The organism is Microbacter sp. GSS18 (assembly GCA_029319145.1).
GTDB lineage: Bacteria > Actinomycetota > Actinomycetes > Actinomycetales > Microbacteriaceae > Microbacterium.
Window position 1 is genome coordinate 1,985,076 of the sequence record CP119753.1, and the last position, 12,589, is coordinate 1,997,664.

The 12,589-nt window shown below is 72.0% G+C and carries 12 protein-coding genes; 8 read left to right on the forward strand and 4 right to left on the reverse strand.

What is annotated here, in order from left to right:
* The first annotated feature begins 31 nt into the window (after positions 1-31).
* The gene (trpS, locus tag P0L94_09300) at positions 32-1,036 is read left to right on the forward strand and encodes a tryptophan--tRNA ligase (GenBank protein ID WES66259.1); all 1,005 of its coding nucleotides are present in this window, start codon (positions 32-34) and stop codon (positions 1,034-1,036) included.
* 157 nt (positions 1,037-1,193) lie between these two features.
* Here the strand turns inward: trpS and P0L94_09305 are convergent, their stop codons facing one another.
* Positions 1,194-2,057, reverse strand: a complete 864-nt coding sequence (locus P0L94_09305) for a DUF559 domain-containing protein (protein ID WES66260.1) — start codon at positions 2,055-2,057, stop codon at positions 1,194-1,196.
* A gap of 249 nt (positions 2,058-2,306) precedes the next feature.
* Between P0L94_09305 and P0L94_09310 the strand changes: the two genes are divergently transcribed.
* The 3 genes from P0L94_09310 to P0L94_09320 all read left to right on the forward strand — a co-directional run bounded on the left by P0L94_09310 (position 2,307) and on the right by P0L94_09320 (position 4,288).
* Positions 2,307-2,870: a GNAT family N-acetyltransferase gene (locus P0L94_09310; protein ID WES66261.1), complete on the forward strand. Its 564-nt coding sequence runs from the start codon at positions 2,307-2,309 to the stop codon at positions 2,868-2,870.
* Between the two features lie 116 nt (positions 2,871-2,986).
* Positions 2,987-3,367: a hypothetical protein gene (locus P0L94_09315; protein ID WES66262.1), complete on the forward strand. Its 381-nt coding sequence runs from the start codon at positions 2,987-2,989 to the stop codon at positions 3,365-3,367.
* A 48-nt stretch (positions 3,368-3,415) separates the two neighbouring features.
* Positions 3,416-4,288, forward strand: a complete 873-nt coding sequence (locus P0L94_09320; GenBank protein ID WES66263.1) for a DNA-formamidopyrimidine glycosylase family protein — start codon at positions 3,416-3,418, stop codon at positions 4,286-4,288.
* 215 nt (positions 4,289-4,503) lie between these two features.
* Here the strand turns inward: P0L94_09320 and glpK are convergent, their stop codons facing one another.
* Positions 4,504-6,045: a glycerol kinase GlpK gene (glpK, locus tag P0L94_09325; protein ID WES66264.1), complete on the reverse strand. Its 1,542-nt coding sequence runs from the start codon at positions 6,043-6,045 to the stop codon at positions 4,504-4,506.
* 66 nt (positions 6,046-6,111) lie between these two features.
* Positions 6,112-7,824: a glycerol-3-phosphate dehydrogenase/oxidase gene (locus P0L94_09330; GenBank protein ID WES66265.1), complete on the reverse strand. Its 1,713-nt coding sequence runs from the start codon at positions 7,822-7,824 to the stop codon at positions 6,112-6,114.
* Between the two features lie 379 nt (positions 7,825-8,203).
* On the opposite strand from P0L94_09330, the gene ribD reads away from it, so the two are divergent.
* Genes ribD through ribH form a run of 4 tightly spaced genes read left to right on the forward strand, consistent with a single transcriptional unit; the run spans position 8,204 to position 11,662 of the window.
* Positions 8,204-9,229 (forward strand): bifunctional diaminohydroxyphosphoribosylaminopyrimidine deaminase/5-amino-6-(5-phosphoribosylamino)uracil reductase RibD, encoded by a 1,026-nt coding sequence (gene ribD / locus P0L94_09335; protein WES66266.1) that lies wholly within the window; start codon positions 8,204-8,206, stop codon positions 9,227-9,229.
* Positions 9,229-9,891 (forward strand): riboflavin synthase, encoded by a 663-nt coding sequence (locus P0L94_09340; protein WES66267.1) that lies wholly within the window; start codon positions 9,229-9,231, stop codon positions 9,889-9,891. The genes ribD and P0L94_09340 overlap by 1 nt, the downstream gene beginning before the upstream one ends.
* Complete coding sequence (gene ribA / locus P0L94_09345; protein WES66268.1) at positions 9,888-11,183, forward strand: GTP cyclohydrolase II; 1,296 nt, start codon at positions 9,888-9,890, stop codon at positions 11,181-11,183. The genes P0L94_09340 and ribA overlap by 4 nt, the downstream gene beginning before the upstream one ends.
* Positions 11,180-11,662 carry a 6,7-dimethyl-8-ribityllumazine synthase gene (gene ribH / locus P0L94_09350; GenBank protein ID WES66269.1) on the forward strand — a complete coding sequence of 161 codons (483 nt, stop codon included), beginning with the start codon at positions 11,180-11,182 and terminating at the stop codon, positions 11,660-11,662. The genes ribA and ribH overlap by 4 nt, the downstream gene beginning before the upstream one ends.
* A gap of 130 nt (positions 11,663-11,792) precedes the next feature.
* Here ribH and P0L94_09355 read toward each other — a convergent pair whose 3' ends face one another.
* Positions 11,793-12,515 (reverse strand): hypothetical protein, encoded by a 723-nt coding sequence (locus tag P0L94_09355; GenBank protein ID WES66270.1) that lies wholly within the window; start codon positions 12,513-12,515, stop codon positions 11,793-11,795.
* Between the last annotated feature and the right edge of the window lie 74 nt (positions 12,516-12,589).

The window sequence follows — 12,589 nt, forward strand, 5'->3', positions numbered from 1 at the left end:
CGGGCCCGACCCGGCGTGGCAGGATTGAGGGATGCAGAAACCCCGCCTGTACTCCGGCATGCAGCCCTCGGCCGACTCGCTCCAGATCGGCAACTACATCGGGGCGCTCATGCAGTGGCGCGACCTGCAGGACTCCTATGACGCGTTCTTCTCGGTCGTCGACCTCCACGCCCTGACACAGCCGAACGACCCCGCCGAGCTGCGGGAGAAGACGCGCCGGACGGCCGCCCAGTACATCGCGGCGGGCATCGAGCCGTCCCGCTCGACGCTGTACGTGCAGTCGCACGTGCCCGCGCACGCCGAGCTGGCCTGGATCCTCTCGACCATCACGGGCTTCGGTGAGGCCGGTCGCATGACGCAGTTCAAGGACAAGTCGCAGCGCTACGGCGCCGACGCGACCAGCGTGGGCCTGTTCACCTACCCCGTGCTCATGGCCGCCGACATCCTGCTGTACCAGACCGACATCGTGCCGGTCGGCGACGACCAGAAGCAGCATGTCGAGCTCACGCGCGATCTCGCCGAGCGGTTCAACGCGCGCTACGGCGACACCTTCCGCGTGCCCATGCCGGTGATCCAGCAGGACACCGCGCGCATCTACGACCTGCAGAACCCGACGGCCAAGATGTCGAAGTCCGCCGAGTCGGACGCGGGCGTGCTGTGGCTGCTGGACGAGCCGTCGAAGTCGGCGAAGAAGATCATGCGCGCCGTCACCGACTCCGAGGGGTCGGTGCGCTACGACCGCGAGAACAAGCCCGGTGTGTCGAACCTGCTCGTGATCTACGCGGCTCTCACCGGCCGGCAGATCCCCGCTATCGAGGACGAGTACGCCGGCCGCGGCTATGGCGACTTCAAGAAGGGGCTCGCCGAGGTCGTCGTCGAGGAGTTCGGACCGGTCCGCGAGCGGGCCCTGGCGCTGCTGGACGACCCCGCGGAGCTCGACCGCGTGCTGGCGGCCAACGCGGCCAAGGCCTCCGAGGTCGCGAACCGCACGCTCGCCGACGTGTACGAGAAGATCGGCCTGCTCCGCCGCCTCTGAGCTGGCGCCGCAGCGCACCCGCGCACCGAAGCGTGCAACAGCTCAGGCGGAACCGGGTGGCGCGCCGATACGCATCGCGCGCCGCGGGAGTCTGCCTGAGTTGCTGCACGGCCGCGTACCGAAGGCTCGAGCCGGATGAAACTCGGTGGCCGGTGCCTCACCGGCCGTGGGCGGCGAGCGCTGCGCGCAGCACTCCGAGAACCTCGTCCGGTCGGTGCATGATCTGCGCGGCGGTGAACCGGAGCGGAACGAAGCCCTGAGCCACGAGCTCGGCGTCCCGGGCACGATCGCGCGCCTGCTGGCGCCAGTCCGAGTGGAACTCCTTGCTGTCGCACTCGATCACCAACCAGCCATCGGCGACGAGGTCCACGGTCCCCACACCCACGATCCCGACCTGCAGGTGGACGGCGCAGCCGAGGGAGCGGAGCATCAGGCGCATGAGCGTCTCGGGGCCGGACTCCGCTCGGCCGTCGATGAGTCGGCGCAGTGCACCGTACCTGCGCGGGAGGCCGGCGAACAGTTCCTCGAGGTCGCCGGACGCGATGAAGCCGGTGAACAGCGCGCTGTCGATGGACGCGACGGCCTCGCGGGGACTCTGGCAGAGCACCGCGTGCGCGAGGGCGTCGACCGGATCGACCGACAGCGCGTCCGCATGAGACGGGCGCATCAGTCGTCGCCAGTGAAGGACCGGCCCTCCTGCCCCCCGGCGCCGGAATGGCTTGCGGCGGTCATCGGGGTCCCGCATCCGGCTCATGGAGTGCGCGACGTGGACGTGAAGTCCGCCCGGGGACTGCACGAAGACCCCGTTGTGACGCAGCAGGGTCAGGCACGTGAGGCGGCCGCCGATGCGGGCGGCCCGCACGAACGCGGCGGGAACGTCGGAGGCGAGGTATGCACCCCGCCGCACCCGCAGCACGTCGCCGGCGGCTACGGCCCGCGCGAGGCCGCGTCTGCCGAGCTCTGCCTCCATCTCAGCCCGCGATCTGATCCGGAGGAGATCGTCTGCCGGGGTCTGTCCCATGCCGCCACTGTGGGCGCCCGCGGCCGACGAGCGACGGCACACCGGGCGACCTGTGGAAGACCGGCCGTGACACTCGTCCTGTGGAGAAGACCCACGCCCGTCACCCGAACGCGCATCGTTCCGTGCTGCAACGCAGGCTGGACGCGGCCGACACGCCGAAGCCCATCGGCGCGTCGCGCGTTTCTGCCTGCAAACGTGTACGCGCGGACGAGGAGCGCATCAGGCATCCGCCGCACCTAGGGTGGTGGGGTGCATCCCGTCATCCTCCGCACCGCGCGACTGGAGCTGTCGGTGCCCACCGAGGCGGATGTCGACGCGATCTACGCCGCGTGCCAGGCCAAGGACATCCAGCGCTACACGACCGTGCCGTCCCCGTACGAGATGCGGCACGCCGAGGGGTACGTCGCGCAGATCCCGAAGGACTGGGCCGCGGGCGAGAACCTGACATGGGGCATCCACCAGAGCGGACGGATGATCGGCACGATCGGGATGTACCGGATCGCCGACGGCATCGGCGAGCTCGGGTACTGGATGGCCCCGTCGTTCCGCGGCGGCGGACGGCTGCGCGAAGCAGCCACCGCCGTGATCGACTGGGGCTTCGCGAAGGAGGGCCTCGACCTCGTCCGGATCTCGTGGCGCGCGGTGGCGGGCAACGTCGGCTCGGCGCGCGTCGCGCGCGGCCTCGGGTTCCGCTACGAGGGGACCATGCGGCAGTCGCTCGTGAACGGCCACGGCCGCGACGACGGCTGGATCGCGGGACTCCTGCGCACCGACGACCGCACGCCCCAGCCCTGGCCCGTGCTCGAGGGCTGAGTCTCTTCGGTGTACCGGGCTCACGCGGGACCGCGGGACCATCGGCACCTGCCTTCCGGCGGGCTGCGCCATAGCGTGATGGTGCCGGGCAGGATCCGGCAGGGGTGGTGAGCACCATGACCACGGTCTACGTGACATCCGTTCTGGTCGGCGTCGCTCTGGGGTCGGGGCTGGGGTTGCTCCTCGGACGCAAGGACTGGTCCCGCAAGCCGTCCGTGCTGCCGTGGACCGCCCTGGCACTGACCGGCGGCATCGTGCTCACCACGGCACTCGGCTTCGTGTTGCCCGGGCTGTTCGGCGCCGAGGCGCTCCTGGCCCTGGTGATCCCGGGGGTGATCGCGCTCGCGCTGTCGGCGGCGGCGCTCGTCGTGTCGATCTGGGCGGTCGCGCGGCGCCCACGAGGCGGCCTCTCATGGACGGCGCTGATCGTCACCGCGCTCCCGGCGCTGTTCTGGCTCGCGTTCCTCGGGCCGCAGATGTTCTCGGCGTTCCGTTAGCGACGGCACGGCCCGCCGGGCGTCGGCGCGCCGTGCCAGGATGGGCGCATGCCCGAGATGCCGGAGGTGCAGGGACTCGTCGAGTTCCTGCGCGAGCGCGCCACCGGGCTCGTCGTCACCCGCGCGACCGTGGCGAACATCGCGGCGCTGAAGACATATGAACCACCGCTGACCGCCCTGCAGGGCGCGCGGATCGCGGGCGTGGAGCGCCATGGCAAGTTCGTCGACCTGCGAGCGGATGCCGACGGCGACGAGCTCCACCTCGTGTTCCATCTCGCCAAGGCGGGCTGGCTGCGCTGGTACGACAAGCTCCCCCAGACCCTCATCAAGCCGGGCCGCACGCCGATCGCGCTGCGGGTCGGCTTCGACGACGGCTCCGGCTTCGACCTCACCGAGGCCGGCACCAAGAAGTCGCTCGCTGTCTACGCGGCCCGCTCCGTTGCCGACGTCCCCGGCATCGCCCGCCTCGGGCCCGATCCGCTCGATCCGGCCTTCTCGCGCGACGCCTTCGCGGCGCTGCTCGCCGGCCGCCGCACCCAGATCAAGGGCGTGCTGCGCGACCAGTCGATCATCGCCGGCGTCGGCAACGCCTACTCCGACGAGATCCTGCACGCCGCGAAGATGTCGCCGTACGCCCTCGCGGCGAGCCTCGACGACGCCGAGATCGACCGGCTCTTCCACGCGATGATCGAGACGCTGACGGATGCCGTCGCCACCGCCTCGGGCAAGCCGCCCGCCGACCTCAAGGACGCCAAGCGGCGCGGGATGCAGGTGCACGGCCGACGCGGCGAGGCCTGCCCGGTGTGCGGCGACGAGGTTCGCAGCGTCTTCTTCGCCGACAACTCCCTCGAGTACTGCGCCACGTGCCAGACGGGCGGCAAGATCCTCGCCGACCGGCGCCTGTCGCGGCTGCTCAAATGAGCCCCAGCGGCAGGATCCTCGCCGACCGGCGCCTGTCGCGGCTGCTCAAATGAGCCCCAGCGGCAGGATCCTCGCCGACCGGCGCCTGTCGCGGCTGCTCGAATGAGCCCCAGCGGCAGGATCCTCGCCGACCGGCGCCTGTCGCGGCTGCTCGAATGAGCCCCAGCGGCAGGATCCTCGCCGACCGGCCCCTGTCGCGGCTGCTGAAATGAGCCTCAGCGGCCGGTCGTGCCCATGAGCTCGCGGGCGTCGTCGTCGACCCAGTCCAGCGACTTCGACACCGCCTTCTTCCACATGCGGTAGCGGCGCTCGCGCTCCTCCTCGCCCATGCGCGGCTCGAACCGCACGTCCTCCTGCCAGTGGGCCCGCAGCTCGTCGCGGCTGCCCCACACCCCCGTCGCAAGGCCGGCGGCGTAGGCCGCGCCGAGCGCCGTCGTCTCGACCACCTTCGGCCGCACCACCGGGAGCCCCAGAATGTCGGCTTGGAACTGCATCAGCAGGTCGTCGCGCGTCATGCCGCCGTCCACGCGCAGCTCGTCGAGCTCGCGACCGGTGTCGGCGACCACGGCCTCGATGACATCCCGGGTCTGGAACGCCGTGGATTCCAGCGCCGCCCGCGCGATGTGGGCCTTGTTGACGTAGCGCGTGAGCCCGACCAGCGCGCCGCGGGCGTCGGGCCGCCAGTACGGGGCGAACAGCCCCGAGAACGCCGGGACGAAGTAGGCTCCGCCGTTGTCGGCGACGCTGCCGGCGAGCTTCTCGACGTCCTCGGAGCGGTGAATGATGCCGAGGTTGTCCCGCAGCCACTGCACCAGCGACCCGGTGACCGCGATCGAGCCCTCGAGCGCGTAGCGGGCAGGCTCGTCGCCGCACCGGTAGGCGACCGTGGTGATCAGCCCCCGCTCGGAGTGCACGATGTCGGCGCCGGTTCCCACCAGCAGGAAGTTCCCGGTTCCGTACGTGTTCTTCGACTCCCCCGCCTCGAAGCGCGCCTGACCGAAGGTGGCCGCCTGCTGATCGCCGAGGATGCCGGCGATCGGGACGTCGTTCGCGACCGACGGCAGCTGCGTGCGGCCGACGATCTCGCTCGAGGACCGGATCTCGGGGAGCATCGCCCGCGGGATCCCCCACAGCTCCAGCAGTCCGTCCGCCCAGTCGAGCGTCGTGAGGTCCATCAGAAGGGTGCGGCTGGCGTTCGTGACGTCGGTGACGTGGATGCCGCCGCGCGTGCCGCCGGTGAGGTTCCACACGACCCACGTGTCGGGCGTGCCGAAGACCACATCGCCGCGCTCGGCCGCCTCGCGGGCACCGGGGACGCGATCGAGCAGCCACGCGATCTTCGACGCCGAGAAGTAGGTCGCGAGCGGCAGACCCGTCTGCTCCGCGAAGCGGAAGGTCCCCAGCTCCCCCGACGCCATCTCGTCGACGCGGGCCTGCGTGCGCGTGTCCTGCCATACGAGCGCGTTGTGGATGGGGCGACCGGTGCGCCGGTCCCACACGATCACCGTCTCACGCTGGTTGGTGACGCCGATGCCGGCGATGTCGGATGCCGTCAGATGTGCCCGCGACAGCGCCGCCGAGACGACGAACTCGGTGTTCGTCCAGATCTCCACGGGATCGTGCTCGACCCAGCCGGCTCGGGGCAGGATCTGCTCGTGTTCGCGCTGCGCGTCCGCGCGCGGCACGCCGTGCTCATCGAACACGATGGCGCGCGTTGAGGTGGTCCCCTGATCGATGGCCAGCACGTGCCCGGGCACGATGCCTCCTTCCCGGCGGGAGCCCCGCACGTCGTCGTCGGTGGCCCGCTGGGCGGGCGGCTGCGGTCAGGCTATCGCGACCGAGGCCGGATCCCACGTCGGATCGGCGGCGTGCACGCGGGCCAGTCCCCGGACGACCTCGGCCTCGCACTCCGCGGCGTCCCACCCCAGGACCGGCGCGATCGCGTCGGCGATCTCGTGGGCGCACGCGCGGCTCGCCGACCCGGTGAAGGCGATCGACGTGCGACGCAGCAGGATGTCGTCGAGGTGGACGACGTCCTCGGCTCGGGCGAGGTGGCGCAGCTCGCCGGTGCTGTACCCGGGAAGGGTGCGCAGCGGCGCGTCGGCGTCGTCGGTGACGACGGCGTCGATGACGGCGGACGCATACGTTCCGTAGCGGTCCAGCAGCAGCGCGGTGCGCTCGGTCCCGATGACGCCCGCGTGCGCGTCGATCCACCGGCGGCGACGGCGCTCGGTCGCGGGATGATCACGTCCCCCGCCGATGGGCAGGCCGCGCGTCGATGTGCGGCGGGGCCGGGCGAGGATCTCGAGAGCCCGGTCGGCGAGGCTCTCCGCCGAGGCGCGGAACGTCGTCCACTTGCCGCCGATGAGGCTCAGGACCCGCGAATCGGCGCCCGCCAGCGGCGCCGACTCGATGCGGTAGTCGCGCGAGACGAACCCGGGCGCGGTCTCGCCGTGGCCGGGGAGCGGGCGGACGCCCGCGAACCGGTGGACGATCTGGGAGCGATCGACCGGGATGCCGGGCAGCACGTGCCCGATGAGGTCGATGAAGTAGTCGACCTCGGCCTCGGTGCACACGATGGGGTCTGCCATATCGTGCTCGAGGTCGGTCGTGCCCACGAGTACGCGGCCCTTCAGCGGGTAGATCAGGACGATGCGCCCGTCCTTGTGCTCGAAGAACAGCTCGCGTCCGCCGGTGGCCGCCAGCAGCTCGGGATGCTTCAGCACGATGTGCGAGCCCTTCGTCCCTCCCATGTAGCGCGTGGGGGCGTCGAGCCCGCTGTTGGTGGCGTCGACCCAGGGACCTGTGGCGTTGATCACGACCGAGGCCGCGACCTCGTACCGCTCTCCCGTCACGGCGTCCTCGAGGACGACCCGGCCGCGAGAGACCCCCGCCGCCCGCACGTAGTTCACCGCGCGCGCACGCTCGCCGCCGGCCTCGCGACCGTCGCGGAGCAGGTCCAGCGCCAGACGCTCGGGGTCGTGGAGTGACGCGTCCCAGTAGGTGGCGGTGTACTTCACAGCCGGGTTCAGCCGGGGCAGGAGGCGCAGGGAGGCGCGGCGGCCGTGGAAGGAGTGCCGCGGCACGCGGCCGCCGCCGCGGGAGAACGAGTCGTAGATCACCAGCCCGAGCTTGATCAGCACGGCACCGCGCTCGACCCGGCGCCCGCCGCCGTGACGGAGGAAGCGCAGCGGCGCGGTGAGGACCCCGGCGAACGTCGAGAAGATGGGGATGGTCGTCTGCAGCGGACGCACGTAGTGCGGCGCGGTGCGCAGGAGCGCGTTGCGCTCGGTCACCGCCTCGTGCACGAGCCGGAACTCGCCGTTCTCGAGGTAGCGGATGCCGCCGTGGATCATGTGCGACGACGCGGCCGAGGCTCCCGAGACGAAGTCGCCCCGGTCGACCAGCGCCACGTCCACGCCCTGCAGCGCGAGATCGCGGAACGTCGCGATGCCGTTGATGCCCCCGCCGATGATCAGCACCTCGGCGTAGGGCCTGCCGGCGATCGTGTCTCGTCGATGCGCAGGATCGGTCATGCTCCCCCTTCGACGCGTCCAGGCTACGGCGGTCCGACGACGTCGCGGCCCGTCTCGCGCCCCGACGGGCCACACGCACGGCGAACGCGCAGGTTCGCATCCGCTGGAATGAATCGGCGTCTCCAGCGTTGGTAGGATGTGACCATCAACGTGCTCCGGGGTCGGTGAGAATCCGAACCGGCGGTGACAGTCCGCGAACCGAGGCGACGCATCCGAAAGGCGTCGCCGAGGCTGATCCGGTGGAAGTCCGGGACCGACGGTGATGCGACGGTCATCCGTCGCTAGTCCGGATGGGAGGCAGCACGACGCGGCGCTCCAGGCGCCGCAGCTTCCCGTTGCCCGGTGCCCGCGAGCAGACCGGAGACACGAGGTAGCGGACATGGCGGCCAGCCACATCGAGCGCAAGGCGATGCGCCGCGCCCTCGACATCGCGCGCCGCGGCCCGCGCGGCCTCAATCCGCAGGTCGGCGCCGTCATCCTCTCGCCCGCCGGCGACGTCGTCGCGGAGGGGTGGCACCGCGGCGCCGGCACGGCGCACGCCGAGGTCGACGCCCTGTCCAAGCTCGATCCGGGCGCCGCGGAGGGCGCGACCGCCGTGGTGACGCTCGAGCCGTGCAACCACACCGGGCTCACCGGCCCCTGCTCCGAAGCCCTCATCGCCGCCGGCGTCGCACGCGTGGTGTACGCCACCGCCGATCCCGGCGCGCACTCGTCGGGCGGCGCTGCACGCCTGCGCGAGGCGGATGTCGAGGTGGAGGCGGGCGTCGAACTCGAAGCGGCCACCGAGCTGCTCGGCTCGTGGCTGACCGTGCAGCGCCTCGGGCGTCCGCACGTCACCGTCAAGTGGGCTCAGAGCCTCGACGGCCGCGCTGCCGCGGCCGACGGCACGAGCCAGTGGATCACCGGCCCCGCCGCGCGCTCCGACGTGCATCGGCGGCGCGCCTCGGCGGACGCGATCGTGGCGGGCATCGGCACGGTCCTCGCGGACGATCCGGCGCTCACCGCCCGCACGCCGGACGGCGCCCTCGCGGACGAGCAGCCGATCCCGGTGGTGCTCGGCCGTCGCGACGTTCCCGCGGATGCCGCCGTGCGGAGGCATCCGAAGCCCCTGCTCCACTACCCCGGCGACCTGCCGGCCGCCCTCGAGGACCTGCGCTCCCGCGGCGTGCAGACGGTTTTCGTCGAAGGCGGGCCCGTCGTCGCGAGCGCCTTCCTGCGACAGGGTCTCGTCGACGAGGTCGTCGCCTACATCGCCCCCGTGCTGCTGGGGGGATCCCGCCTCGCCCTCGACGACATCGGCGTGGCCACCATCGCCCAGGCGCGCCGGCTCACCGTGGCCGCCGTCGAGACCCTCGGCGACGATCTGCTGATCGTCGCCCGCCCCGTCTCGGAAGGAGACAGCTGATGTTCACCGGCATCGTCGAAGAGATCGGACAGATCACCGCGGTCACGGAGTCCGGCGACGGGGTGCGCGTGACCGTGCGTGCGCCGAAGGCGGTCGCCGACGCCGCCCACGGCGACTCGATCGCCGTGAGCGGCGTGTGCCTCACGGTCGTCGACCAGGGCGAGGACTGGTTCACCGCAGACGTCATGCGGCAGACGCTCGACATGTCCACGCTCGCCGGCGTCGAGCCCGGACGCCCGGTCAACCTCGAACGGGCGACCGCGACCGGGGGCCGCCTGGGCGGCCACATCGTGCAGGGCCACATCGACGGGACGGGCGAGGTGCTCGAGGTTCGCCCGGGCGAGCAGTGGAGCGTCGTGCGGGTGGGCCTTCCCGCCGACCTCGCGCCGCTCGTGGTCGACAAGGGCTCCATCGCCGTCGACGGCGTGTCGCTCACCGTGAGCGCTGTCTCCCCCGCGCCCGAGGCGTTCGCCGGGGAGGACGCCGGTGCGTGGTTCGAGGTGTCGCTGATCCCCGAGACCCTCGCCGCCACCACGCTCGGCGCCCGCGTGCCCGGCGACCGCGTCAACCTCGAGACCGACATCCTGGCACGCCACGTGCGGCGCCTGCTCGCGTTCAGCCCGACGGCAGCGGCCGTCCCGACCGAAGGAGGCTCGCGATGAGCCTTGCCACCATCCCCGAGGCGCTCGACGCGCTGCGCGCGGGGCGCCCCGTCATCGTCGCCGACGATGAGAACCGCGAGAACGAGGGCGACGTCATCCTCTCGGCCCAGCTCGCCACTGCGGAATGGGTCGCCTGGACGGTCCGCTGGACGAGCGGCTTCCTGTGTGCCCCGATGCCGGCGGACTGGGCGGACAGGCTCGACCTGCCCCCGATGGTCGAGAACAACCAGGACACGCGCGGCACGGCCTACACCGTGAGCGTGGATGCCGCCGACCGCGTCTCGACGGGCATCAGCGCGGCCGACCGGGCGCACACCCTCAACGTGCTCGCCGATCCCGAATCCACGCCGTCGAGCGTCATCCGCCCCGGGCACGTCCTGCCGCTGCGCGCCGTCGACGGCGGCGTCCGCGAGCGCGCCGGCCACACCGAGGCGGCCGTCGAGCTCACCCGCCTGGCAGGTCTCGCTCCCGTCGGCGTCATCGGCGAGGTCGTCGCCGAAGACGGCAGCATGATGCGCCTGCCGGGTCTGCAGCAGATGGGCGCCGAGTACGGCGTGCCGGTCATCACGATCGAGCAGCTCGTCGCCTACCTCGATGCGCAGGAGCCGCTCGACGGCGAGGAGCGCCCCGCCTCGCACCGGCGTCGCGTGAGCCTGCGCGCCGAGTCGCGGGTGCCGACGGTGCACGGCAGCTTCCGGCTCCTCGCCTACAAGGACCGGGTGACGGGCACCGATCACATCGCCATCGTCTCCGGCGACCTCGACGAAGCCGCGCCCCTCGTCCGCGTGCACTCGGAGTGCCTGACGGGCGAGGCGTTCGGCTCGCTCAAGTGCGAGTGCGGCCCGCAACTGGGAGCCGCCCTCGACGCGATCGACCGGGACGGCGGGATCGTCGTCTACATGCGCGGCCACGAGGGCCGCGGCATCGGCCTCATCAACAAGCTGCGCGCCTACAGCCTGCAGGAGCGCGGGCTCGACACCGTCGACGCCAACCTGGCGCTGGGGCTCCCCGCCGATGCGCGCGACTACGCCGCCGCCGCCGGCATCCTGGCCGACCTCGGCGTCGAGGCCGTGCGGCTGCTCACCAACAACACGGACAAGGTGGACCAGCTGCGCGAGCTCGGACTCGACATCGTCGAGCAGGTCCCGCTCCTGGTGGGCGTCGGCCCCAACAACCACCAGTACCTCGCGACCAAGCGCGACCGCATGGGCCACGTGATCGACGACGTCGACTTCGCCGACGCCATCGCCCAGATGCACGAGAACCACCTCACCGAAGGAGAGACCCGATGAGCGGGAAGGGATCGCCGCAGACCGCGGGGGTCGTCGACGGAGCGGGCCTGGATGTCGTGATCGTGGCCGGAACCTGGCACGACGGGATCACCGACGGCCTCATCGCCGGCGCCGAGCGCACGCTCGCGGCCGCCGGGGCGTCGTGGCGGCTCGTGCGCGTTCCGGGTTCGTTCGAGCTTCCGGTCGTCAGCAAGGCGGCTCTCGAGGCCGGCGCCGACGCCGTGGTGGCCCTCGGCGTCATCATCCGCGGCGGCACACCCCACTTCGAGTTCGTGTCGTCGGCCGCGACCGAGGGGCTCACCCGCGTCGCGCTGGACACCGGCAAGCCGGTCGGCTTCGGCGTGCTGACCCTCGACGACGAGCAGCAGGGCCTGGACCGCGCCGGTCTTCCGGGCTCGAAGGAGGACAAGGGACAGGAGGCCGCCGACGCCGCCCTGCGGACGGCGATCATCCTGAGAGAGCTGCGCGCGGCAGCCTGACAGCCTGCTCGGTCCGTTCGCAGCCGAAGCACCGGCGACCATCGCCGCCGGTGAGTGCGAGCCGGCGTGGACAGCGACCGGATCGGCGATCGCAGCGCCTTCGGGGCGCCTTCGCTTGCGCGCGTCGCCTTCAGCCGATGCGGTCCCAGATCTGACGGCTTCCGTCGCCGAAGACGAACATCAGCTTGGTCCCGGCCGCCTGATAGTGGGCGTACGGCTGATAGCCCCAGCCCTCGTCGAGCAGGATGAGGTCGCCCCGCACGCGCCAGCGGCCGCGCGCGGTGACCTCGACGCCGCTGGACACGGTGCCCATGCTGCCGGCGCTGCCTCCGTTGGCGGACTGGAACGTGCCGTCGCCGGCCACGGCGAGGAAGTAGTCCGACGCCATCGTGAATTCCCCCGATGCCATCGTCTCGGTGCGACGCCACTGGCCCACCAGGTCCGGATCGAGGCCCTCGGGGACCTCCTCGGCAGGAGGGATGGGGATGCGGCCGGTCGGCGGCTCTCCGCTCGCCTCGCGCACCGGCTTGTCGGCATCCGCCGGGTGGAAGGCCATCGGACCGCCCCCGGCGTCGAGGGCCACCCCGTCGGGGATCGCGGCACCCAGCAGCGGCACCGCACCGCCCAGGGTCGGGTCCACGAGCTCGCCGGAGAACCGCCCGCCGCTGACGGTCCCGACCACGCGGTACTCGTAGCCGGCGACGTTCAGGGAGCCTTCCGCGCGGTCGCCCTGACGCTCGAGCGTCAAGGTGGCGGCGGCGCCCGAGACCACGCCCTCGTACACGCCCGAGAAGGCACCCGCCGGCTCACCGTCGTCCATCGTCGACTCCCCCGACCCGTCGGCCACTCCCACGGGGCCGACGCTCGCCATTATCGCGAGGCCTGTCGGATCCGCGCCACCCCTTCCGCCGACAGGACGTGGGCGCC

Bases quoted from the DNA above. Each gene is read 5' to 3' on its own strand.
- trpS (WES66259.1), top strand. From the start codon at position 32: ATGCAGAAACCCCGCCTGTACTCCGGCATGCAGCCCTCGGCCGACTCG.
- P0L94_09305 (WES66260.1), bottom strand. From the start codon at position 2,057: ATGGGACAGACCCCGGCAGACGATCTCCTCCGGATCAGATCGCGGGCT.
- P0L94_09315 (WES66262.1), top strand. From the start codon at position 2,987: ATGACCACGGTCTACGTGACATCCGTTCTGGTCGGCGTCGCTCTGGGG.
- P0L94_09320 (WES66263.1), top strand. From the start codon at position 3,416: ATGCCCGAGATGCCGGAGGTGCAGGGACTCGTCGAGTTCCTGCGCGAG.
- P0L94_09330 (WES66265.1), bottom strand. From the start codon at position 7,824: ATGACCGATCCTGCGCATCGACGAGACACGATCGCCGGCAGGCCCTAC.
- ribD (WES66266.1), top strand. From the start codon at position 8,204: ATGGCGGCCAGCCACATCGAGCGCAAGGCGATGCGCCGCGCCCTCGAC.
- P0L94_09340 (WES66267.1), top strand. From the start codon at position 9,229: ATGTTCACCGGCATCGTCGAAGAGATCGGACAGATCACCGCGGTCACG.
- ribA (WES66268.1), top strand. From the start codon at position 9,888: ATGAGCCTTGCCACCATCCCCGAGGCGCTCGACGCGCTGCGCGCGGGG.
- ribH (WES66269.1), top strand. From the start codon at position 11,180: ATGAGCGGGAAGGGATCGCCGCAGACCGCGGGGGTCGTCGACGGAGCG.